Source organism: Photobacterium kasasachensis (assembly GCF_050336885.1).
GTDB lineage: Bacteria > Pseudomonadota > Gammaproteobacteria > Enterobacterales > Vibrionaceae > Photobacterium > Photobacterium kasasachensis.
The window spans coordinates 1-23,999 of sequence record NZ_JAKJSH010000039.1 but is presented as its reverse complement, the minus strand read 5'-3'; the positions used below and the strand labels follow the sequence as shown (position 1 = coordinate 23,999).

Sequence of the window (23,999 nt, the reverse complement as noted above, 5' to 3'; positions counted from 1 at the left end):
GACCAATAGTCAAAGAAATTCGCCAGCACTTTCACAGCTGAGCAACGTTGTAATTCGGTGTTGCATTGCCAGAATCAAAGGCAGCAAAGGCAGCAAAGAAAGCAACAACCTGCTTATCTCCGGACTTTCAGGCAGCCTTTCGCTGAACGAATGGCCAGAGAAATCGTGGAAATGAGCGATGAACTATCTACCATTGAAAATCTTGGCTCTAGGTGCATAACGCCAAACATAAGGTGCGCCACGACAAACTCACCAAGCGCGCCGGACTCCGTACCAAAACTGCCGAGTGTAGCGCGTCACCTTGATGTTTTTGTTATGCAATACAGCGCACTATCGCCCAGGCTTAACTGTGTAATACCTCCAAGCACATGGAATCATCTCGTAGACCCTGTTCAAGAGTCTGGTTGCTCTGGAGGATTTGTGAGTTTTTCGTAACTGAATTGAGTGACTATCAACGCCAAATTAACCGCCAGCACAGGAACGCCCACCACACCTGATATAACCGATACGATAGGCAACAGATTAGCAGCATTCAACACCAAGTTAACCTCAGGAGTGGTTGGTTCGTAATAATACTCTTGGAAAGACCTCTCATCGCCAGCCAGCTTACCCTTTAACCATTTACCTAACACCCACATCAAGCCGGTTTCATGCGTGGAGATATCTCGCAACTCATCCCATCTCTTGTTAGTTACCTCATCACGGAGTTTTTTTAGAAGCTTGTAGTGTCCGGTTTCTACTAAGCGGGGATCATCAAATTTATCAACATCCCAGTGCCAGCTTCGGCGGGCATTTGTAGGATTGTAAGAGCTCGGCATCATTGGTTTAGCGAATGGAGTTTTAAGTATAATGCCAGCTAAACGCCGTAATCGCTCTTCCGCCATATCCGATTTCAAAAGGGCTTCAAGTGTCAGTCCATATTCCTCTTCCGCTAGCTTTCCGATTTCCTGAAAAGCAGCTTCCACCTGTTCTATAGAAATTATCTGTTGGCTCATGCTCCCTCCAATAACTTGGATCATCAAATCAACTTATAAAAACAAAGCGTAGGCCAATGTACTAAATACAGCCATGTATAAAATATCAGACACCTAAATACTGAATAAGAATAAGTCACAAAAAACAAATTAGAGTTAACAACGCTTGGCGAGAAGAAACTACAGCCATAAATATGCTTAGCCTAGATGTATTAAATGAAGCTCACTGTATCTTACCAAACGATGATGATATGCGTGATATCGCTCACATAAGCCCTAGATGCATAACGCCTGCRATAAGGTGCCCCACRCWRAACTARCAAAGCACACCGAACTCCATACCAAAAMYGCCGAGTGTAACGGGTCACCTTGATTGCTTTGTTAGGCATTTCCACTGCTGACATTCCTCCTTGACCGGCGAACCCTCAGCGCACTCCACCGCCAACCATGGGATACAGCAACAACGAATCTTAACGTAACATAAAGGCTATCAACACCTTAAAGCCAATTACATTTGCATGACATCCAAATGAGGTGCTAATCGAGGCTGCATCACTAAACTGACAGGTTGAGTAAACGACAAGCCCTTCACAACGGTGTATCGAGGAAGCTAGGAATGCCTATTGCCATCGCCAGAGGCAGCAAAGAACGAAGTAACCTGCATTTCTCTGGACTTTTAGGACAGCCAAGCAATGAACGAATGGCCCGAGAATTCCCGTTCTTGAGCGACGAGGTTACGACTAGATCATAAAGCAGGCTTTTCCCAAGCCTAACGCCTGCAATAAGGTGCCCCACGCAAAACTAACAAAGCACACCGAACTCCATACCAAAACCGCCGAGTGTAACGGGTCACCTTGATTGCTTTGTTATGCAACTCCATCCATTAATGCGACCATACTTGGCCGAATGCCTTTCAACGCGTGATGAGTTTACGACACTCATGCAACAAGCGCAGGCTCTGATAATTCTGATTTACTTTCAACAATTTGTGCCAGACCAACTTGCATGACAACCTCTTGCGGACAGGATTGGCTGCTGCACCGAACTATTGGTTAAGACAAGCAACAACCTTTTCAAAGCAATGCAACGATGGAAACTCACTGATGAATTGCCAGGGTAAAAGGCGACAAAGAAAACGACAACCTGCAGTTCTCTGAACTTTCAGGCAGCCTTTCGCTGAACGAATGGCCAGAGAAATCGTGGAAATATGCGATGAACATTCTACCATCGATGCACTTGGCTCTAAGGTGCATAACGCCTGCAATAAGGTGTGCCACGATGAACTCACCAAGCACACTGAACTCCATACCAAAACCACCGAGTGTAACGCATCACCTTGATTGCTTTGTTAAATGCCTGATTCACCATAGCCTAACAACCACGGTTCTTGTTCAATTTTTGATATGTTACCAACAGCCAATTCATGCCAAAGAGAAAGCAACTTTTCTTTAGATATATTTTTCATGTGCTTTGGCTCTCCTTGACCAGAAACATTTTCCCAAATAACTAGACCTGACGCGAAAGCTGAAATGCACCATTCAGTATCATGAGTAAGTGATACATCGGCATGTTCGTCATTTGTATCAGATAACTCAGAATACAAGCTTGATAGAAATTCCAGAGGATACTCAATATCTGAATTACCCATTAAGTGATTGACCCAATAACTCACACGACCTCCCTTTATATTCGCATCATTTGCACGCTAAACATTCACTGCTTGTCGAAGTGAAATATTCTGCAAACCAATAGTGTGAATCATTAATTTCTCTATATTTCAAGTTAATTGAACCATAACAGGTATGAAAGCGATTCGTTAAAATAATCAACTTCTTGCATTTGGGTTCCCAAGATGTATTTTCACTAATTTCGTTACCACGCTTTAGCTCAGATTGAAGAATTTCATTTAATTCACTCGATTCAAACACCATGCCTCCCTAGGCATTTAACGCCTAACATAAGGTGCGCCACGATGAACTCACCAAGCGCACCGGACTCAATACCAAAACCGCCGAGTGTTACGCGTCACCTTGATGTTTTTGTTATGTGCTAAATTTAAGTAATTGATGTAAAAGGTATTTAATGAAGTCATTTTTCCCTGAGCAATAGCTGTCTGGATCATTATTGCACCCAAGAGCAACTTTCTTCTTCAACTTTCCGTACTCTGTAGCGATGTCTGGATGATCAATCAAGTAATCTCGAAATGCTATATGCTGTGCAACATGACTATCACCAACTTTGAAAGCATGGATATGATGAGTTCGATTGTTACCGCCTTTTTGGAAAAAGCGACGTCCAGCTATGCCAAACTCACCCTTTGGTTCATAACCTAATGAAATCAAACCTGATGATATTAAATCAAGAGAATCCAAATCAGTAACTTCCACAAGAATATCAATTATAGGTTTAGCGGCTAAACCTGTGACAGATGTGCTTCCAATATGATGGATGTTAACTGCCATCTGACCTACAACATCTCTGATTGCTACTGATTCCAACTCAAACAGGTCAACCCACTTCGGATCGTAGCTAACAACTTCAATAATTCGGTTACTCACTGTCATTCCTTAAGCACATAACGCCTGCAATAAGGTGTGCCCCACTGAACCAGCAAAGCGCACCGAACTTCATACCAAAACCGCCGAGTGTAACGCATCACCTTGATTGCTTTGTTATATTTTTGATTCGTATATCATTTTTGCTTGCGTTGCTTTGTCTAACCGACGGTGAACTAAAGAAACCATTGAAAGGATATCTAGTGCATCGATCTCTTCGATTGACCAAGTAATTTTTGGTGCATGTGCTGTTGTATTACGAAAAGTACCGAACAGTCCTTTAAGTAAATTCATAAAGCCTTTTTGCTCACTCTTTTCACTTTCAGTAACTAATGAATTTAATGCTAAGTGAGGAATGTGCTTAAATGAGAATGCTTCATCAACTAACGCAGAACCATCTGACGTTAAACCAGTTTTATGCCTAATTTTATCAGCAACACTTTTTGTAGCTTCAAATACAGCATGGAAATAGTTATCTACAACTAATTCCTCTTTACAATACTTCAGAACATCGGGATGAACGTTACGGGAAACAAGTTGATCTTTGAGTTTATAAGCTCTGGCAGCAGCTTCACTGATTGTATTCGATTTTGTAACTGTTCCTATTTTTCCATTTTCACCGATGTTAAAGCCAGCAAAGCTAAGAATTTGGTTGAGCTGATATCGAGTATCATTAAACCACTCTAAGTTATTGTAATGACGAGCAGGGTTAATTGCGTTCTGGATAAATGCCAACACATTATTAGCACAACCATCGATCGATTGCTTATTGGCTAGTGCTGAATTCAACCTTTTCCATTTGGTATTTGCAGAATCAATATCTTCGATTCCTGATTCATAGAGCAACTTGCCAATTTCAGTCCCAGTAAAACCGCTTGCCGTGTCACCAAGTAACTTACAAATGGATTCAATAATACTAAAATCTAGACTTTTAATAGCTGCCATAAGTTTCCTTAAAAAATATAACGCCTGCAATAAGGTGTGCCCCACTGAACTAGCAAAGCACACTGAACTCCGTACCAAAACCGCCGAGTGTAACGCATCACCTTGATTGCCTTGTTATGCCACTATGATGAACTTAAGGTAATTACTATTTAAGACCCACCATACTATGAGCAAAGTACTCGAACACCTTTCGTTCTCTATCTATGTAACAACTGCCACTTTTTTTATTAAAGTCACTTATTTCCACAGTACCATTTGGCTTTATGAATGCTGCTGTATAAGTAGATACACAGGTGTCAGCTTCATCACTAGTACTCTCAACCAACAAAGCATATATATTATAAACTCGCTCAATGTGAACAATATTTGTCTCTGCATGTTTTATAAAAGTACAAGTTTCAGAATGAGGAAGATTTAGCTTATGTACCGTTTGACTTCCATCCCTGTGATTCACCTGCAATTGACAGCTTTGTAGAATTTCTAATTTAGAACCATATATGTTAACAGGGTCAGCAAGAGCTGCACTATGAAACAATACAAATAGAATGTAAACAACTCTGTTCATTATAAAGTCCACATCCAGATTGTTTTTGCGTCCCAATAAGAATCACCAACAGGTACTGTTTTATCCCATAAATCAATGTGCCCTTGGCCACTAAACCCTGGAATGTTCATATAGCATATTATCCCACGCTTACCAATGACATTTTCAGGAGGTGTTCTAGTTGGTTGAGAGCTCCAGCCAAGGTTATGTGTACCAAATGCAGAAGGTGATCTAAGTATTGCAGCAAGGTCTTGAGCACCTCGAATATAACCGTCTGGACATTTGTTTTTATTTGACTTAATGAAAACATCGAGGAAATTTTCATCAGTCCTTACAAGAGCTTCGCTCATACGTATTGCACATGTGTTAGGGAAATGCATTGTACAATTATGAATTTGCGTTGATTGTGTCCGGTAGTTTGTTTTTAGTGTGTTAAATAATGGCTTTTTCATTCTCTCATCCATATGGTTGATATCTACAACAAACCTGTATAAATGCCATATAAATACAGTGAACACATATTTTTATATCCATTTTCAGAACAATCAAACGATATCATTTTTATTAATTACACTTATTGCAAGTAACTCTGGGGCATAACGCTTGGCATAAGGTGCGCCTACGAATTACTTTCAAAACCAATTACACTTTAAACCAAAACCGCCGAGTGTTAAGCGTCACCTTGATGCCTTTGTTAAGTGGCTATTGGTTAGTCACACCAAATGGAATATGAACAGCAGGCAAGAGGTCACTAGCGGGCTCTAAGTGTAACTTCTGGTCATCAAAAAACATGTGAGGATTAATCACCTCTAGAACTTTCCGTTTCTCTACTCCACCAAGGAAGTACGCCTCATGAACATTTATGTCCCACTCTCTCATCGTATTTATCACGCGCTCATGTGACGGTGCATTCCTTGCGGTTACAATTGATATTCTTAGCTTAGGTGAATAGGAAGAGTCTTCAGATAACTTAGCTTCCTCTAACTTCTGAATTTCAGATATTTTCACTAAAAAATCTTTCAATGGTCCAGGTGAATGCGGAACATCAACCATTTTCTTTTCATGCTCATGAAAATCTTTCAAATTTTCCGTCTCTTGAAAGATTCGTTCAGCTGTATCGTCAGCAATAACACCATCAAAATCGAATGCAATCCGTAGCTCTTGATCAGTAAGATCATCTGAATGCTTTGAGTCGAGCACCATTCCTGCTGGATAACCTGCTATTGTTGCCTCTTTAACATCTAACTCATTTGCAGATAAAAATAAGTTGATATCAAGTGCAGGTATTAACTTATGAGGTGAGCGACCTTGCAAGAAGACTGCACGGGTCATTGACAACTTGTGATGCTCAATAGATTTCATTACGCGTAAGCCTGTATCTGGGTCATTACGAGATAAAAGAACAACTTCTACAGGCGGATCTGAAGGATTTAATTCATTCAGAGACAACAAACGGCGAATAAACGGAAAAGCTACACCTGCTTTTAATGCTATATTCTGGTTTTCTCGCTGATATTCACGGTACTTTGTTTGCCCTTGCTCTCTGAATATTTGATCCGATTCTTCTAGATCAAATAAAGCACTCGAGGCAAGTCCAATTACTAACCTTTTCCCTAAATCATACGGCATAACTTTACTCTCCTTGCCACTTAACGCTTGGCATAAGGTGCGCCTACGCATTACTTGCAAAACCAAATACACTTCAAACCTAAACCGCCGAGTGTTAGGCGTCACCTTAATGCTTTTGTTAGGCGATTTTGATGTTTTAGTGGATGCATCCTAAGTAATTAATACCAAAGCACTCTTTAGCTTTATCTCTTAGATGTTCAGAGCATGACTGGGCCACAAACAATCCGAAACCATCTACAAGAAAATAAGGGTTCGCAGGATCATCTGGATGCGGTGATAGGCCTTTAATATAAGTATTTTTACCAATTAATGAATAGCGTAATCCTGCCCATAGCTCAAAACCGAGATCCAGCATTTCAGTAGGATGATAGCCCGAGTTTTCGCCTGCTTTTACCTTCTTGTTTACAATACCCATTTCTTCTAACAACATGCCACCTAACGCATGAGAGGCATGGTCTGCAACTTGGATGCCAGCAAATTTTGCTGAGTCAGCCTTAAGGCATAACTCAACATTAAATTCCCTTAATAATTTCTGATAATCATTCCTCATTTTTATATTGTCATCAAGGATTAACTTATGACTATCCACTGGGATTAAATTCGACTTTAAGAGTTGAATAACTAACTCGGCACAGTAATTTCCGAGATTATTTCGATCGTTGTGAGGTAAAACTACTAAGCCGACCTTAACTTGCTCAATTAAGCTCTTGATATATTCACGCTGTATATTTGATATAGACGTATCAGATTTCTTTGCTGAACTTTTATATTCATCAGTATCTGGTTCAAGGCCCATCGATTTCCATTTTGCACGTATACGTGGTGATAGATCCTCACGTGCAACAATTAAAGCTCCTATCATGAACTTTCTGTTATCACGGATTGACTCATCAAAGTAAAAGTATGACATATAACTCCTGTCGCCTAACGCCTGCAATAAGGTGCCCCGCACTGAACCAACAAAGCACACCGAACTTCATACCCAAACCGCCGAGTGTAACTGGTCACCTTGATTGCTTTGTTAGCTATCTAGGATGCACCCCATATACATTAAGTGCACGAATACGCCGCACTCGTTGACAAACCATCGAATGCGACGTATGCTTGCACTCAATGTATGAGCTTACAATTTGGATATGACAAAATGAAAACTGTTACTAGTTATGATCAAGCAATTGAAAATATTAGAAAATTTAATGAAGAGGTTGAGTCTTACCCTAATAATAATCCCGCTCTAAAGACCCTAGTAAATAACATTCCACACTATAGAGCCTGGTACTGTATGCATGACGTAAAAAATGACAAATATTACTTCGCTCCCTCAAAATACATAGGATATCGTGACATTGACTCTAAAACGTACGCTGAATTTAACCGTGATGGCTTAGATGGAAGAAAAACAGAGAGTACCTTGTCTGCTTGGTTTGAAACCATTTCAATAAACCATATCTTGCATGATAAATTAACAGAACAGCTCATGGAGTTCTGTTCTCAATTTGGTAAAAAGCCTAACTCTTTATTCAGAATAAATATACCTTTAAATAAACCAGAGGAATCATCTTTAGAGGCAAATGTAATAGAATTTATTTGGAACGCATACCAGAACCTCTCTGATGAAGGACGTAACGAAGTAAAGAATAAGATTAATAGATATAAACCTAATGCATAAAGTAACTAATTTTTAATTGATTCTCTAGAAGTCAAATCTAAACACAGGAAGACAACAAAATCTTCCTGTCTACTTACTGGGATTTAAGGTAGCTAACGCCTGCAATAAGGTGCCCAACACTGAACTAACAAAGCACACTAAACTTCATACCAAAACCGCCGAGTGTAACGGGTCACCTTGATTGCTTTGTTATAGCTCACTTGCCTGTTGTGCCATCAATACCTTGAACTTTTTAGCTTTTTCATCGAAAGCCTCTTTAGCTTTAATAAGTTCATCTAGTTTTGGACGTTTAAAGCTTCTATTGTCTCGACAGTACTCCAAAACCCCATCACGTAGCTCTATCATTTGAGCAAAATCACCCATTAGCTCAGGAAAATAAAGCTGGAGTATTGTTTGCATTTTTTGATAATCACCCTTTTCTTGAAGACGATTGTCAGTTGAAAGCTTCATTGCATTTTCAGCCGTATTGGCTCCCTTATAAACGGGTATAAATACCAAACACAAACCTTGAAGATCAATTTCCCACTTTTGGAAAAGCAAATGAAGCTCTTCTAATTTCACTCGCTTAAACTCAATATTTTTGAGTTTTAAATTGTTCTTATACTCAAGCTTTAGCCGGTGATGGTTAACTATGCTGGTTACAATAACACCAAGCAAAGCACCTGTAGCCCCAACTGCTGCGGCAATTAATGGAATAAAGTCCAGTAATGTAGATTGTACCTCTTGTTCCAACTTTTTCTCCTGAGCTATAACGCCTGCGATAAGGTGCCCCACGATGAACTGACAAAGCGCACCAAACTCCATACCAAAACCGCCGAGTGTAACGGGTCACCTTGATTGCTTTGTTAAACGTAATATCTCACGCGCTACATTTTGTCGGTTTACCACATATGTTGCTGAACTATCCTCAGACGAAGTGTCACATATACGCATTGAGTCAATACCAAAATTATTTGCACCCAATATATCTGCAACTTCACTATCACCTACCATCAACACAGTTGACTTAGATGAATTAAGGCAGGAAAGAGCGGCAAGATAAGCCTCAGTACTTGGTTTTCTATACCCAATTTCCGATGACCAAACTATTCGATCAAATAGCTTCGATAGACCTCTCATGCCCAAATCATTTTCAAACTCTGCTGTTTCACCTGTAACATTCGACAACAGCACAAGGTGTGTACCATGAGATTTGAGTTTTTGAAGAAGAGGAACTGTATAATTATACAACTCACCTGAGGATAAGAAGTGCCTCAGATGGCTCAATCCAACTTCCTTATCGAACTCCACACCATGCTTTTCAAAAGCACTTTCCCATACATCTAACCAGTGAGGTTGATGGGCTTGATCCGGAACATATAACCTTTGAATTTGTTCTTCGATTTCACTTCCGATTGCTCTGGCCATATTATGAAAAAACACGGCTTCAAGAGACTTAACCAGACAACCCATTTTGCATAGAGTATTTCCATAATCGAACACAACTGTTGAGTACATAGCTCCCTCTACGTTTAACGCCCTTGTTAACTGGCTAAAAATGGCTGGCTATAATCGAGCGTAGCGAGAGCCAGCTGTTTTTTGTCCAGTTGAACAGCTTGTTATAAGCCTTAATTAATATAAGATTTTAACTCTTTACCTAATGTGCTCAAGTCATCGTAATCTTTAAATTCAATTTTGCCCGACTCTTTAGTCGTTAATATGATGCTTGCTACTTTTCCATGCTTTGATTTTACTCTTAAGGATGTTACTTGTTCCCACGGCAAAGTCATTGTTGTACCGAGTTCTTGAAAGCTTAATCCGTTATGTTTTACTTCAACGTGATGACTCTTAGCCCACTTTAAATACCGAATTACACCATAGAGCCTTGCTCCAACACAAAGCGCACCAGCAACAGTAATTATAAACAAGAGCCCAGACCTATCAAAATCTTCACTATAGTCAGGTAAATACAGAATACTTCCTAAAACGATGACATAAACAAGCGTCCAGATTGGGCTACGCTTTTCCTTCCCTAGCTTCTTATTGCTAACTTTGTACATATTACTATTGCCTTTTGCAAAACACTCTTGGCTTATAACGCCTGCAATAAGGTGTGCCCCACCTAACCAGCAAAGCACACAGGAGTCCATACCAAAACCGCCGAGTGTAACGCATCACCTTGATTGCTTTGTTATGTGCCTACCATTCGTATACTTCACCCTCATCTCCCCTGATCTTTGCACCCAGCGTTTTTTCCAGCTTCGTGGCGGCAATATGAATAGGGTTTTGTGGACTTTCGATACTCTCTACTGCATTGAAATGTGCTTTGCCGGAATTAAAATATATAGCTTTTTCCCAATACTCTTTTTTACCAAACCCTAAAAAACCATTAGTGAAATATCTAATCGACACATCACCTTCCTGTCCTTGAATTAAAATGCTTTCGTTAGTATTTGAGTTTGAACATTCTACTGTACCAATATCTATTCGAATGCCGTCTATTGACTCTACTGCAGCCAGCCATTCATCCAGGGCAATTCCCTCTTTTCTTTCTATATGTAATGAATACGCCATTCGTTCTCCTTGGACACATAACGCCGCCATAAGACGCCAGCAACGCATTACGATAATTTTTAAATGACCACCGTAAACAACAAAGCCAATTCATAGCAAAAATGCCGAGCGTTGATGGTCGTTTTGATGGCCTTGTTAGCTGATAAAGCCTTTGTAAACTGATTACTTAACGCTACCACAGAAGCCAAGTGACCAGCCTAGCTAGTACCCAATTTTCGTTGAGCGTCACATTTGAAGCGACCTTCACCTGCGGTGTCGCTGCATACGGTGTGACAATGCTGACGGCTGCCATTACTCAAGGGGAAATGCAAAACCGTGCCACCCACTTTATTGTGGATGTTATACGTTCATACGAAACGAAAAGGTTGAGAATTAGCGGTCACTGAAACCACACTACTTAACCCCTTCCAAATGCGATATTGAACGGCAGACTTGCGCAGAAGTTAAAAGTTGCCGAAAGCGATATTACCGGCGTTTAGCCGAGGGGCCACTAAAATCATTGCCAACCACCAAGATAACCCCATGCCTCGAATAAGCAGCTAACGCCCTGCCATAAAACGCCAGCAACGCATTACGACAATATTTAATTAACCACCGTAAACACTAGAGCCAATTCATACCTAGAATGCCCAGCGTTGAGGGTCGTTTTGATGGCTTTGTTATAACCCGCAATGCTTACTATAATTTCAGCCTTGTTACTCCCCAATAAGAACTACTTTTATTAATACAAGACCAACCGCACTTCTCTAGCTCTCTTGCTATGGCTCGGTTAACTAAACCGTGACCAAACACCGCTAATTTCCGTTTATCTTCTGCTAACGCAGCAAGAGTTAACGCAGAATCCTTCGCTCTAAACTTTGCGTCTTTATAAGATTCAACTCTGCTAGTTATACCCAACAACCACAAGATACGACTAAGAATTAGCCAGTGATTAGCCCTAAGTAAAAACGGCATTTTGTAGCGCGGTATATCAAACTCACGTAGATTTTTCAGTTTGACTTCAGGCTCTTTCGATAAACACTTTATTGCAGAATGAACAGAGCGACGTAAATCACTTGATACCACATAATAATCATGCAACTCTGCTTTCAATTGTTCAGGCGGCTCACTATCAACAACTATTTCTGAGTGATTGTACTTTCTAACCCACAGAGCAAACTCTCGCGCTGTCAATTTTGGGTTTGTCGCCCCTGTCGGCTTACCATGCCTTATTAAGATAATTTCCATTTAACCTCTTCTCAGTGTCTTTTTTGAGCGGTGTTTTATTGAATTTAGCACACGCTCTTCGGTAAGAAACTCACAGTCAAAATAGGGATAGAAATTACATTAACTCAAAAGGCTATTTGCGATTGAGGTCTAGATTAAAATTAGGGTTATAACGCCTGGCATAAGGTGCACCAACACTGAACCAACCAAGCGCACTGAACTCCATACTAAAACCGCCGAGTGTAACGTGTCACCTTGATGCCTTTGTTAAGCGCATCAAACTAAATGACAACGCTACGCCCTGTGGGAAAATGCTCAAGCTTCTCACCAAGCACATTTTTCAATAAACCAAAGGCTTTCATGCCAGTACAATGACCTGTATACAACTTATCTATCGGATAGGTTAATAGCGATTTTCCGATAGCCTCAATATCTTCCTTGCTACCACCAATACTGTTGAATAGTGGCAAACCAACCAAGTGAAAACCACCAACAACAGCTTTAATTCTTGTGTTTGGAAATAGCTCAACAGCCGTTTCAACCATATTAAGAACACCACTATGGGCACAGCCTGTAAAAACTATTAATCCATCACTTTCTTTGATGACCATAAGAAGCTCATGATCAAATGTATCCGGCTTGAAGCCTTGGCCTGAATCAGCATAGAGATATTTATTTCCCTTCGGTTGCTCATACCTACTGCTTAAATTCGTAACAAGGAAAACATTAGGGAGTATCTCTGTTGTCTTATTGACGAAACTTAACTGTCTCTTCGCTTTAACTAATAAATCCTTATCAATGCCGACGTCGCTTTTAAAACCAAAAGCCTTAAAGCAATAATCTTTTTCCTCACACTCACGAAAATACACTTGAGCTTTAGAATTACGGTCAAGAAAATGAGTTACGCCGTTACAATGGTCATGGTGACGATGAGAAATAACAGCGGCATCTACATCTTGGATTTTTATGTCTAATGCCGCTGCATTATCACAAAAGGCTTTGCTGCTACCAGCATCAAATAGTATCTGCCGCCCCCCTGTATTCACATGAAGAGACAACCCTCTTTCAACAGTAAGATCTGTTCTATTTTCCAACCGAGAGTTATCGACTAAAGCTGTAAGTATCATAACCACCTAATAAAATTGACAATTTCCTTTGCGCTTAACGCCGAACATAAGGTGCGCCACGATAAACTCACCAAGCGCACCGTACTCCATACCAAAACCGCCGAGTGTAACGCGTCACCTTGATGTTTTTGTTATGCCTGAGAACTTAAGAAGTCAACACCTTGCCGCGTTTGAATGTAAAAGTTAAAGTTTTCACTGACAGTTTCATCAACAGCCGAAGCATACGAAAATAGCTCTTCTAATAAACCACGGTGATATGCAAAGTTTGCTTCAAATTCCTCTGGTGAGGAAAGAGGCTTAAGTGCATTATTCAGGGCTTCTAATCGTTGCTCAATATCAGGTAATTTTGCCCAAATAGTAGCCTTCATCGCATGCAACATATGAACTTCTTCAGGAGCATCTGATTTTATATACCCCAAGCGACATTGTGGACCAGTGTTCGAACCTGCGACATAAGTAAACATCCAATGTGTTTGTTGCTTCCAAATAGAGGCATGAACAGGTAAATCGGAAACAGCCTGTTTTGTAAGTGCAACTATCTGATCAGTATTACTGATTTCGGTATGCTTTAAATACGTTTTTAAGTCACTTAATAATGGAACATATCCACAACCAGTTATTACACCACCATTCCATTTTACAAACTTATCGACATCATCACTAATTATTGATGTAACTTGACCATTCTCAATAAATACTTCACGCCGATCTGCTGCAACAATGACATATTCACCAAGGTTAACACCAACTATCATTGTCATAATCATTCCTTATTTCGATATTGTTAAAGATAATTTAGGCATAATGACTGCCGTAAAACGCCAGCAACGTATTACGACTATTTTTAAATGACCACCGTAAACACTAAAGCTAATCCATACCTAAAATGCCGAGCGTTGATGGTCGTTTTGACGGCCTTGTTACCCGCACGCGTGAAGAAGCCAAAGCAGCTTGCCTGCCATGATGCGATGAAGCTCGCTCTGATGAGAAACCTCAGCAACAAACTTGGAACTCAACGCTGACAAAGAAAGCTATAACCACCCAAATTACTGCGTGTAGACTATTGAAATAGCGGCTCTCGATTATGCAAGACATTACAGCACCCCAAGTTTAGCCGCGAACAACACCAACAAAACAATTTGGTTCGGCAACCACCAAAATGTAACCACTGGTATGCCAACGTACCGACTTCATTCTTGAGCGCGGATACCAGCGAATGATTAACGATTTCCGCCTCAGAAAACCAAGAACGGGGAGCGATTAACGTTAGTAGCCCGACCCGTTAAAGCCTGTTGGCATGAGTGACAACATTTAGGGCGACAAGTACAGACTTGTATCAGTGACAGCCAAAGACATTGTTGAACTTGGCATGCGATTAACTCAACACCGCGACTTACGATGAGCAACTCTCAATGCAGACAAATGTTTCTGGAATTGACCAACTAATAGCAACAGCGGAGCCGACCGCACGAACCTTCTAAATACGCGAGGTAACGCCTGCGATAAGGTGCCCCACGCTAAACCAGCAAAGCACACCGAACTTCATACCAAAACCGCCGAGTGTAACGGGTCACCTTGATTGCTTTGTTATGTTTTGAAGTCAATTTAAGCTATTGGTGTAAGATCGCTTGTAAGAATCAAAAGACTATTAGGCACAGCATTATGGCAATGTAGACCTAAATCACTTACAGGCTCATCAAATTGCACTAGCACCCTAAACCTCTCATTTTCTGCACTTTTTATCGTGCCTGTTTTACCTACAAGTAACCAATAATTTTCACAAGTATCGCACGCCTCTGGCGGCAGAGTTGCACCGTTAAATGATATTAACTTGACTCTCGAATCTATATCCATTGAATTCCCTACGATCTTACTTCCATTCGCCTTGCTCACTTAAAATCACCTCATTTCTATTTTTAATAACCTGAAGCAAACCATTTTGACGAATATAGTAAGTAACATTTCCATTTTTAAATTTATAACCTAAGAAACGGCATGGTGTCACCTGATCAGCACATACGGTATGCCAAGAAGCTCCTTTCAACGTTAATGAGTTTCCCGTTTTTTTGCTAATACCTGTATATACATAATTATTACAAGAAACTTCACCCTCAGCGCAATTTGACTTGATAGTTACCAAAAAACCTGATGTTTCAAGTTCCATTGATAACACTGAAAACGGCAACAAAAATAAAATAGCCAGATATTTCATGATTACCCCGAAAAACATAACGCCTGCAATAAGTTGCCCCTCACTGAACTAACAAAGCACACCGAACTCCATACCAAAAATGCCGAGTGTAACGGGTCACCTTGATTGCTTTGTTATAAGCCTGATTCAAGCGTCACACGGTCAGTGTCTACTCGAATTACTCCAAAATCACCCTCAACAAGTAATACACCGTCTTTCCATGAGATACCTTCAACCTCACCTAATGTTGGAAGATCATGAAGTGTTGTCTTCTTAGCTGAAAGGCTTAATCCCTGAAATTTAATATCTAATGGTAAAGAATTACGATTGCTCGCATATAATTTTACTCTTTCTCCATTTTCTGTGAGGAATAACATTTCAATGTACAAGTTACTGTACTCTTGAGTTAGTTCCAGAAGGTCGGAATCAAGTAGTTTTTCGAGTAACATATTTCTCCTAGAGCTACTAATGAGTGCTTAAACTACAATCAGAGCAGCGTGCATACATAGTCTTACACTTTCGTGACCCTACTGTTTAACACAAACTGAGGCTTTGTTGCGCAATAGCGATTTCACGCAGAATTAGCTGTCAAAATCAGAAAAAAACTCTAATTGAATTTCAAGGTTTAACATAACCATCAGGCTTCAGTGGCCTTTTTTGTTTGAAGAATAGTGGTTGCCGTGGATTTTTCTTTTACGCAACAAAGCCACAAACTGATGGAGAACAATCTGTTTATACCAGTTCGATTTCCAATTTCAATGATGGCTTATAACGCCTGCGATAAGGTGTGCCCCACTGAACTAGCAAAGCACACCGAACTCCGAACCAAAACCGCCGAGTGTAACGCATCACCTTGATTGCCTTGTTAGCTGCTCTTACTTGGTTGATGTTTGATGATTTTTAGCATAATCGTGGTTACACGTATAAAGGCAAGGGCTGCTGCAATTGCAATAAACATCCAGACGGTTCCATACCAATTGCTTGCAGTGCTACAAAAGTAACCAAACATAGCAAAAACACAGAAACCAAAACACAACCAAATCGACTCGCCTAAATATGACGCTAAATCTCTCGCATATGTGGTGCTTCGGATTCGGTTCATGACTGGAGTATCCAAAGTCATGAGTAACGTTTTAGCAGTGGCTAAAAAACCAGTCAATATAGCGCCAATTGTTAGTGAGGCGGATAGAACATCATTACCCGTCGGAAAAACCATGTTGAATTTAAACCAGCTATAACTTGCAGCTGTAGCAATTACATATGGGTAAGATTTTTCAACATATATGTTCATAACTAAACCAATATCTTTTTCCAACCCCGCCTTGCACGTTCTAAGGCTTGATATCGTTCATCCCGAGGCCATCGCATATCTGGGCCAACCTTTATGTCTGTAAAATTACGACATAGTCTCTCTGATATCAGATCCAAAACCTCAACTTTTGAGTCAAGGTTATCGACAATACCAGCTTGAAGCTTAGTTACAGAATCAGGGTTATGTTCTGATAACTTGCGAAGTTTTGATGCTGTTTTATCGATAAACTTACTAAGTGTGCGCTTCTTCTCTCTACCAGCTGTAATTGTAATTTCTATTTTTGAAGCATTTGACTTATCTCCAAGTTCAATCGCTTGGGATAAGGCTGTATTCGCATCACGGTCCTTTTGTGAAAGAAGCCTTGGATCAATAGCCATTGTCAGTTTTTTTATAGCACCACGATTATCAAACTTTCTATCTACATCATCGTCATATTTGGGCTGCAATTCATATTGATTATCTTGGTTGTCTGAATACATGCTAAAGTATTCTTCTATCGCTGCATACCGTACACCATGATGATTGTATTGGATTAAAGCATAGGATGTTTTTGGGCAATAAATTAAAGCTGTTTCTTCACAAAAAACCTCACCTTTTTTGAAAGTGAATCCCGAAACCTCAGTGTTTTTTGAACCTTTACCAGGTCCATGAACATCACGAAATTTTACAAAATCAAGTTTCCACAATTCACCAACTTTTTCTATATGTTCAACTCTGATCTCATTCTGTCCAATGAGTTTAACTCTATCTTCGAGTTTATCGTTCTTTATATCTTCTAATACATCTTCAAGGTCATCAGTTTGATCATTAAGACCAACAACTCCAAATGCATAAACTCTAAAATTTCCTGCCACTTATTTTACCTCTAGTAAGTGTTAATAAATTAATAATTGCAGCTAACGCCTGCAATAAGGTGTGCCCCACTGAAGCTACAAAGCACACTGAACTCCAGACCAAAACCGCCGAGTGTAACGCATCACCTTGATTGCCTTGTTATAAGAGCAAATTTTTAATGAGATAGCCAAAAGGTGATGTTTTATATCTTATCTCTATCAAACCGTATAGAGGGCTATTCGCATACATATTAGAAGAAGAACAAAGGTTGCCATTTATAAATCCATTTTTCAAAGACAATTTGTAGCAACTAACGCTATTTCGATAATACATTATTTTTTTATTTTCAACATTAACTACTGTTTGTTTGTCAAAGTTCGAAAAATGGTATTCCAACCAGACTATGCTTGGAATTGAAAACAATATAAGTACTGTACTTGGGATTAGTGAGATTGCCATCTGCTTGAAATGATAACCACCTATCTTTCTAAATTTTAACTCAAACACAGTTAACCCAACGATGATACTAGAAAGCAACAAAGCAGACACAACGGATTTGTACGTATAAATGAGCGGGGAACTAGAAACCACGATTGAAACAAAAGTAAGACCACAAAAAACAAATAGCGAAAAACAGTACACATAACTTACATTTTTCATTGTTTCTTTAGAAAACATACTTACTGTCCTTGTCGATAATTAATATAACGCCTGCAATAAGGTGCCCCGCACTAAACTAACAAAGCACGCCGAACTTCACACCAAAACTGCCGAGTGTAACGGGTCACCTTGATTGCTTTGTTAGGCATTTCCGCTGGTGACATTCCTACTTGGCCGCCGAACTCTCAGCATTCTCCGGCGCCAAACATGGGATACAGCAACAACAAATCTCAACAACGTAACATAAAGACTTTCAACACCTTAAAGCCAGCTGCATTTGCATGACAGCCTAATGAGATGCTCATCGAGGCTGCGCCACTTAACCTGACAGGTTGAGTAAACGACTAGCCTTTCACTGCGGTGCTACGAGGAAACTATGAATGATTATTGCCACCTCCTGAGGCAGCAAAGAACGAAGCAACCTGCATTGCCCCGAACATTAAGGACAGCCCTGCGATGAACAAATGGCCTGAGAGTTCCCGTTCTTGGGCGACGTGGTTACGACCAAATCCAAAAGCAGGCTTTTCCCATGCCTAACGCCTGCAATAAGGTGTGCCCCACTAAACCAGCAAAGCACACCGAACTCCGAACCAAAACCGCCGAGTGTAACGCATCACCTTGATTGCTTTGTTAGGCGATTTTAGGTTGAAGATATGGATTCAATTTCTTTCCGACCAAATTGATTAGTTCATCCACGTTGTAATCTTCAATAGCAGATATAGCTACAACCTGTTTTTTTGAAATAGAGAATTCCGAACATATTTTTTCTACTTTATTTTCTAAATTATGATATTGTTCTCTAGATAATACAAAAGGAAGCTGTCTATTTAACGGTTCGACTTTATCAACAGCGTTAAGAACAACTATAACCTTACTTTTCTCTGAAAAGGTCTTAAACAACTCAGAAAACGCCCACAAATCTACAGAGTAATCTCTTTGATCTGCTCTCAATATATATAATGTCACATGAGATTTATTTATAGCATTTCTATACAAATTTATATATTGCTTATCAAGTGTTGGATTTTCTCCAATACCGGGAAGATCGGCCATCGAAAAATTGCAGTATTCATCATTTATTTCAAACTGGTATTCGGCTGACTGCATAACTCTAGTGCAGCCCGTTACATCATCAGTTTCAAAAATTTTCTCACGAACTACTGTATTCAATATAGTCGACTTACCGTAGCCAGATTTTCCTACCACAACTACTTGTATATCATTTGAAACTAAATCACCACGACTCCATGTTGATGCTCTCGACAAGTCAGGAATCTTATTATGCAAAAAATAAAATGATTTCCTACTATAAATCAAATCTATAACATCTTTTTGTAACTTGACTTCACATTGTAGACTTACCATAACTCACCAAAAACTGCTAAAGAAACCACCAATACCACCAAGAACAGCGCCGACTTTTGCACCAATTGGTCCTGCAATTTTTGCACCTATAGATGCACCTGAAGTAGCTCCTGCGATGGTATTAGAAACCACTTTTGAGAATGAAACCTCTGCTTCTTTTTTGGCCTCAGAAGACAAATTATCCTCAGGAACTTCTTTAGCAAAAGATAATTTTTTTTCATCAGGAAGAGAGAATATAATTTCGTCAATCAATTTAGTTAAACCAAATTTTTCATCCGCTGATACAGGAACCACAATCGACCGTTTAACTGCAAACTCGTTTGCAACACCAGATAATTTCATTTCGATATTTACCGCTTGTTTCTGGCTTGGTGAGCGGCTTTCAACGTTCCACTCCCTAAATGGCTCAATTTTATCAACTTGGTTTAGAACTAGAACAAATGGTTTTCTATCTTCTATGTGAGGTTTTACAACATTTTTATAAAAATCAATATCCACCGAAAAAGCTCTATCATCTCCTTTCAAAACCCAAAGAATAACATCTAATTCAGGAATTAATTGTTGATATAGCTCCGAGTATTCTAGATCTCTCTCTTGGTTTTCACCTACACCAGGAACATCAAGCAATGTAATACCTTTTCCTCTGCCAATTTCAAGCAGAACATCTTGCGGTTCCCTTGTACAAGCTTCAATATCAGAAACTTTACAAATTTCTTTTCCAAAAAGAGCATTACATAATGATGACTTCCCTACTCCTGTTTTACCAAAAATACCAATACGTGGAGTATAAGATAAGATGCTGTTTATTTTAGTATTTATCCTTTCTGCTTGCTCTTCAGTGAAGTTAATATCTAATTCTTTTAATGTTTCCAAAAAATCACTCATTATCAATCCTTATCTGTGATGTAAATTTAAATCGCCTAACGCCTGCGATAAGGTGCCCCGCACTGAACCAACAAAGCACACCGAACTTCATACCAAAACCGCCGAGTGTTACGGGTCACCTTGATTGCTTTGTTAGCAGGCTGAATCCCAAGGTTCAACTGAAATAGATGGCCAGCGTTCCTTGAAACTTTGAGTCATTTTCAAGTAACTAGCCTCAGTCATTGCTATTTTGTTTGGCTTTACCTTCATTTGGAAGGCACCCGCTAAACCACTCGTTGAATAGATTTCAGGTTCACCAAGTGTGTTAAGCCTAAAACCAATAGCAAAAGCAGATAGCCAAGAGGAAATGCCCTGCTCTACTCTGTCATACGGTGTAATCACTTGACCAAACTTCCGTGGATACCATTCATGCACTCTCGCTTGATTTTTGACATCGATAGCAATGTCATGCTTCAGTCTAGAGGCAATGTTACTTTCATACCATTGCTCTGACTTACAGGAAGTAGTATCAAAGTAAACAATATCAAGGTCTTTAACCTGATCGAGCGGTTTACGACCAAGCAAATCATTCCAGATTAGTTGAGTAATAGCACCGCCAGCTACATAGTAATTTGGAAGTTTAATGTTGTTGCACTCTTTCGCTGTATCCATCAATTCTGGAACAGCTTTTATTAATTTAATTAGTTGTTGTTCCATATTCTCTTAGCCTGCTAACGCCTAGGATAAGGTGCGCCACGACCTACTCACCAAACCCACCGAGCTCCGTACCAAAAATGCCAAGTGTAATGCGTCACCTTGATACTTTTGTTATGTGCGTAGTTCAAGCAACCCAATTACGTTTCTTGTTCTGCTCTTCTTTGGTTAGAAATGCTTGCTCAAGATCAACGTCGTAGCGATTGGCTATTGAGCACATATAAATGAAGATATCTGCTAGCTCATCGCCAATGTCACCAACTTTTGACTTTGGGTCGACAGCTTTACCTTCGGCTTTACGAATAGCTTAAACAATTCACCAATTTCCTCACCTAAAAGTAGGCATTTGGTTTGAGCATTTTGATCTGCGAAACCACGTTCAATTTCTAGCTCATATACATACTGTTGAAATTCAGCTAATGTTGGGTTTTTCTTTAATTCTGGCATCTAAATTCCTTTTTACTTTTAAGCACATAACGCCTGCAATAAGGTGTGCCCCACTGAACCAGCAAAGCGTACCGAACTTCATACCAAAACCGCCGAGTGTAACGCATCACCTTGATTGCTTTGTTACATTTTTATTCAACTTCGGTAATAGTTGCTAACTGAACCTCAGTAAGAATTCTTGATGCGACGTTCTTACGATGTTCACTATCATTTCCTTGGAGATAAGATGAAAGGCTATTACAAATTTCCATTTTTACATTCTTTAAACGTTCTTTTTCGCCGCCAACAAAATCATGGAACAACTGGACATTTAAACTATCTAACCATGACTCTAATAAATCATCATCATTCTCAAACATATCTATGAGCAGCGTAGGGTTATTAACTAGCGCTACTTCAAAAAATTCAGCCAAATCTAACCATATTGCACCATCTCGATTTCTCCATGCCAATGCTAACATCTCTATAGATTTTTTAGCCTTTTTAGTATCCTTTGACTTGAATTGCTCAAGAACCTTTTCTCTGTTTTTTTCTAACCACTCATAGCCTACCACATCCTGTGTATGGTCAAGCCTAACGAGTAATACCTTAGACAACTGTATGACTTTTTGAGCAGTATTTTTATCAATAGTGTTCATTTCATGAACAGACTTATTTCTGCTTACTCTTATAACATGTAAAAGATCGATATCACTCCTACTTAACAGCCGATTTCCCTCTGCCAGTTTAATTAAACCCATCATTGATAAATTAACTGTACTAATACCTCTAATATTCAGCAACCTTATCAGAACAGATTCAACCACTTTACATGCTTCTAAAACAGATAGGTCATACATCTCTCTTTTAAATAATTCTGATGCTCTAGTAAGTAATTCAATGTCTTCTTTGCGTTCCTGAATTTTCTCTGCGGCAGCAAATTTATGTCTAATTGACTTTGTTAAAAACACATAAATAGATTTACCCAAATACCCTGTCATAAATGCAGCTAAACCAGTTAGAACATTGGGGGGGATTTGAGTTATGAATTTACCGACAGACTCCATCACTAAAGTAAGCAACCAAAACACCCCAAAAACAGGAGGAGTAGCCAAGGCTATTGAATAGCAAGCATTGCTAATTCTATCAAACAAATTGACATGTTTATTCGATGCAAATTGTAGTGAAATGAAATAGACCGCAAGCCCTAAACAAGCAGTCAAGAAAAGATAAGCATACTCAATCGTTATATTAAAACCTAGTACCATAAAACCAAGTGATTTATATGCATCAACTAGTGGTTTTATCGTAAAGATTGCAGCTAATAGCCCGATAGTAAACCCAACTTTAGTTTTAAAAAAATCATCCATATCGGATTAACCTCAAAAATGTAACGCCTGCAATAAGGTGCCCCACACTGAACTAGCAAAGCACACCGAACTCCATACCAAAACCGCCGAGTGTAATGGGTCACCTTGATTGCCTTGTTATGTTGCAGTTTCAGTTAGCCGTTGATCTGGTTGCTCGATCCACTTTTGCCACTCTTTAGACAAAGCTATAGCCTCAATAGAAAAGTGGTTACCTTCCCATTTAGTAAGTTTTACAGTATCGCCAAGATGAAGCTCGACAAACTTCTGAACTTTATCGAATGAAGTAAACTGATCATGAGATGCATGAATTACATGGAGAGGAACTTCTAAATTGGTCGGTAGTAACTGTGGTACTTCAGAATTAATGACTGTTGCTGTTCGAACATTCACGTGTCTCTGCAGGTATTCATATACACCTTCACCACCACGGCTGTAACCAATAAGATCTATTTGAGCGCCAGAAAAAAACGTACTTACTGCATTCAGGTATAGTGTTAGCGAGTCAGGTAACCAATGCGAGCCATCCATACAACAAGCAATTATAAATGGCTCACCTAATGAAATCTCGCCATCTCTAAGTAATGTAGCAAACCCTGGGTACTTATATTGACCTTCAATGCCTTGACCAAATTCACCTGCGCCATGAAGGTAAACATAGACCCTTTCGGACTTTTCATATGTACCATACAAAATTGACTTAATTCCATTTACCTCAGGTATCAGACTAGATTTCAACCTCGTACTCCTTGATTAACTTAGCAACATAACGCCTGCAATAAGGTGTGCCCCACTGAACCAACAAAGCGCAYYGAACTCYAWACCAAAACAGCCGAGTGTAACGCATCACCTTGATTGCTTTGTTATATTTTGCTTGCGTACAAGTCATGTAACTGTGGCATTCCTTCACCAGAGATCTTCTCGTTACAACAAGAAGCTTCTATTGGTGATTGATTCTTAGTATGCACACCATCCATTATTTCTAACAACTGGAATAAACTATGATCTATTGCTTCAGTAACAATTTCACGCACAAATAGCTGCTCACTCGCAGTCACTCGCAG

The 23,999-nt window shown here is 39.6% G+C and carries 28 protein-coding genes; 1 reads left to right on the top strand and 27 read right to left on the bottom strand.

Translation table 11 applies throughout. The features are described from left to right. Window positions 1-392: 392 nt before the first annotated feature. The 8 genes from L4D19_RS29445 to L4D19_RS29410 all read right to left on the bottom strand — a co-directional run bounded on the left by L4D19_RS29445 (window position 393) and on the right by L4D19_RS29410 (window position 7,557). Window positions 393-995, bottom strand: coding sequence for a hypothetical protein (locus L4D19_RS29445; RefSeq protein ID WP_428455341.1), 603 nt, complete (start codon window positions 993-995; stop codon window positions 393-395). A 1,327-nt stretch (window positions 996-2,322) separates the two neighbouring features. Beyond that, window positions 2,323-2,646: a hypothetical protein gene (locus L4D19_RS29440; protein ID WP_428455340.1), complete on the bottom strand. Its 324-nt coding sequence runs from the start codon at window positions 2,644-2,646 to the stop codon at window positions 2,323-2,325. Between the two features lie 370 nt (window positions 2,647-3,016). Next, the gene (locus tag L4D19_RS29435) at window positions 3,017-3,532 is read right to left on the bottom strand and encodes a GrpB family protein (protein WP_428455339.1); all 516 of its coding nucleotides are present in this window, start codon (window positions 3,530-3,532) and stop codon (window positions 3,017-3,019) included. Between the two features lie 114 nt (window positions 3,533-3,646). Continuing rightward, window positions 3,647-4,474 (bottom strand): TIGR02391 family protein, encoded by an 828-nt coding sequence (locus L4D19_RS29430; protein ID WP_428455338.1) that lies wholly within the window; start codon window positions 4,472-4,474, stop codon window positions 3,647-3,649. Between the two features lie 145 nt (window positions 4,475-4,619). Further along, on the bottom strand, window positions 4,620-5,039 hold the full coding sequence (locus L4D19_RS29425; protein ID WP_428455337.1) for a hypothetical protein: 420 nt from the start codon (window positions 5,037-5,039) through the stop codon (window positions 4,620-4,622). Then, a complete protein-coding gene (locus L4D19_RS29420) occupies window positions 5,039-5,470 on the bottom strand; it encodes a T6SS effector amidase Tae4 family protein (protein ID WP_428455336.1) in 432 nt (143 codons plus the stop codon). The genes L4D19_RS29425 and L4D19_RS29420 overlap by 1 nt, the downstream gene beginning before the upstream one ends. Window positions 5,471-5,720: 250 nt before the next feature. After that, on the bottom strand, window positions 5,721-6,647 hold the full coding sequence (locus L4D19_RS29415; protein ID WP_428455335.1) for a 5'-nucleotidase: 927 nt from the start codon (window positions 6,645-6,647) through the stop codon (window positions 5,721-5,723). 136 nt (window positions 6,648-6,783) lie between these two features. Continuing rightward, a complete protein-coding gene (locus L4D19_RS29410) occupies window positions 6,784-7,557 on the bottom strand; it encodes a DUF3800 domain-containing protein (protein ID WP_428455334.1) in 774 nt (257 codons plus the stop codon). A 234-nt stretch (window positions 7,558-7,791) separates the two neighbouring features. Here L4D19_RS29410 and L4D19_RS29405 point away from each other — a divergent pair, with 234 nt between their 5' ends. Next, complete coding sequence (locus L4D19_RS29405) at window positions 7,792-8,316, top strand: hypothetical protein (RefSeq protein ID WP_428455333.1); 525 nt, start codon at window positions 7,792-7,794, stop codon at window positions 8,314-8,316. Between the two features lie 189 nt (window positions 8,317-8,505). Here the strand turns inward: L4D19_RS29405 and L4D19_RS29400 are convergent, their stop codons facing one another. The 19 genes from L4D19_RS29400 to L4D19_RS29310 form a co-directional block, all read right to left on the bottom strand. Continuing rightward, window positions 8,506-9,120: a hypothetical protein gene (locus L4D19_RS29400; RefSeq protein ID WP_428455332.1), complete on the bottom strand. Its 615-nt coding sequence runs from the start codon at window positions 9,118-9,120 to the stop codon at window positions 8,506-8,508. A 24-nt stretch (window positions 9,121-9,144) separates the two neighbouring features. Continuing rightward, a complete protein-coding gene (locus L4D19_RS29395; protein WP_428455331.1) occupies window positions 9,145-9,813 on the bottom strand; it encodes an HAD family hydrolase in 669 nt (222 codons plus the stop codon). Between the two features lie 110 nt (window positions 9,814-9,923). Then, the gene (locus L4D19_RS29390; protein ID WP_428455330.1) at window positions 9,924-10,433 is read right to left on the bottom strand and encodes a hypothetical protein; all 510 of its coding nucleotides are present in this window, start codon (window positions 10,431-10,433) and stop codon (window positions 9,924-9,926) included. A 61-nt stretch (window positions 10,434-10,494) separates the two neighbouring features. Continuing rightward, window positions 10,495-10,869 carry a hypothetical protein gene (locus L4D19_RS29385; RefSeq protein ID WP_428455329.1) on the bottom strand — a complete coding sequence of 125 codons (375 nt, stop codon included), beginning with the start codon at window positions 10,867-10,869 and terminating at the stop codon, window positions 10,495-10,497. 678 nt (window positions 10,870-11,547) lie between these two features. Next, complete coding sequence (locus L4D19_RS29380) at window positions 11,548-12,096, bottom strand: histidine phosphatase family protein (protein WP_428455328.1); 549 nt, start codon at window positions 12,094-12,096, stop codon at window positions 11,548-11,550. 260 nt (window positions 12,097-12,356) lie between these two features. Next, window positions 12,357-13,202, bottom strand: coding sequence for an MBL fold metallo-hydrolase (locus L4D19_RS29375; RefSeq protein WP_428455327.1), 846 nt, complete (start codon window positions 13,200-13,202; stop codon window positions 12,357-12,359). 131 nt (window positions 13,203-13,333) lie between these two features. Then, window positions 13,334-13,963 carry a hypothetical protein gene (locus tag L4D19_RS29370; RefSeq protein ID WP_428455326.1) on the bottom strand — a complete coding sequence of 210 codons (630 nt, stop codon included), beginning with the start codon at window positions 13,961-13,963 and terminating at the stop codon, window positions 13,334-13,336. A gap of 844 nt (window positions 13,964-14,807) precedes the next feature. Further along, window positions 14,808-15,056, bottom strand: coding sequence for a hypothetical protein (locus L4D19_RS29365; RefSeq protein WP_428455325.1), 249 nt, complete (start codon window positions 15,054-15,056; stop codon window positions 14,808-14,810). Between the two features lie 16 nt (window positions 15,057-15,072). Then, window positions 15,073-15,414 carry a hypothetical protein gene (locus L4D19_RS29360; protein ID WP_428455324.1) on the bottom strand — a complete coding sequence of 114 codons (342 nt, stop codon included), beginning with the start codon at window positions 15,412-15,414 and terminating at the stop codon, window positions 15,073-15,075. Window positions 15,415-15,527: 113 nt separating this feature from the next. Beyond that, window positions 15,528-15,842, bottom strand: coding sequence for a hypothetical protein (locus L4D19_RS29355; protein ID WP_428455323.1), 315 nt, complete (start codon window positions 15,840-15,842; stop codon window positions 15,528-15,530). 416 nt (window positions 15,843-16,258) lie between these two features. After that, complete coding sequence (locus L4D19_RS29350) at window positions 16,259-16,708, bottom strand: hypothetical protein (protein WP_428455322.1); 450 nt, start codon at window positions 16,706-16,708, stop codon at window positions 16,259-16,261. After that, window positions 16,687-17,559 (bottom strand): DUF6731 family protein, encoded by an 873-nt coding sequence (locus L4D19_RS29345; protein ID WP_428455321.1) that lies wholly within the window; start codon window positions 17,557-17,559, stop codon window positions 16,687-16,689. The genes L4D19_RS29350 and L4D19_RS29345 overlap by 22 nt, the downstream gene beginning before the upstream one ends. 1,270 nt (window positions 17,560-18,829) lie before the next feature. Continuing rightward, the gene (locus tag L4D19_RS29340) at window positions 18,830-19,564 is read right to left on the bottom strand and encodes a GTPase family protein (protein ID WP_428455320.1); all 735 of its coding nucleotides are present in this window, start codon (window positions 19,562-19,564) and stop codon (window positions 18,830-18,832) included. A gap of 3 nt (window positions 19,565-19,567) precedes the next feature. Then, a complete protein-coding gene (locus tag L4D19_RS29335; RefSeq protein WP_428455319.1) occupies window positions 19,568-20,449 on the bottom strand; it encodes a GTPase in 882 nt (293 codons plus the stop codon). Between the two features lie 132 nt (window positions 20,450-20,581). Next, on the bottom strand, window positions 20,582-21,145 hold the full coding sequence (locus L4D19_RS29330) for a nucleotidyltransferase family protein (protein WP_428455318.1): 564 nt from the start codon (window positions 21,143-21,145) through the stop codon (window positions 20,582-20,584). A gap of 234 nt (window positions 21,146-21,379) precedes the next feature. Continuing rightward, window positions 21,380-21,589 (bottom strand): nucleoside triphosphate pyrophosphohydrolase family protein, encoded by a 210-nt coding sequence (locus L4D19_RS29325; RefSeq protein ID WP_428455317.1) that lies wholly within the window; start codon window positions 21,587-21,589, stop codon window positions 21,380-21,382. Window positions 21,590-21,720: 131 nt separating this feature from the next. Then, window positions 21,721-22,938, bottom strand: a complete 1,218-nt coding sequence (locus L4D19_RS29320; protein ID WP_428455316.1) for a hypothetical protein — start codon at window positions 22,936-22,938, stop codon at window positions 21,721-21,723. A gap of 117 nt (window positions 22,939-23,055) precedes the next feature. Next, window positions 23,056-23,673, bottom strand: coding sequence for a hypothetical protein (locus L4D19_RS29315; protein WP_428455315.1), 618 nt, complete (start codon window positions 23,671-23,673; stop codon window positions 23,056-23,058). A 125-nt stretch (window positions 23,674-23,798) separates the two neighbouring features. Further along, on the bottom strand, window positions 23,799-23,999 hold a 201-nt coding region (locus L4D19_RS29310; protein WP_428455314.1), incomplete at its 5' end, for a hypothetical protein.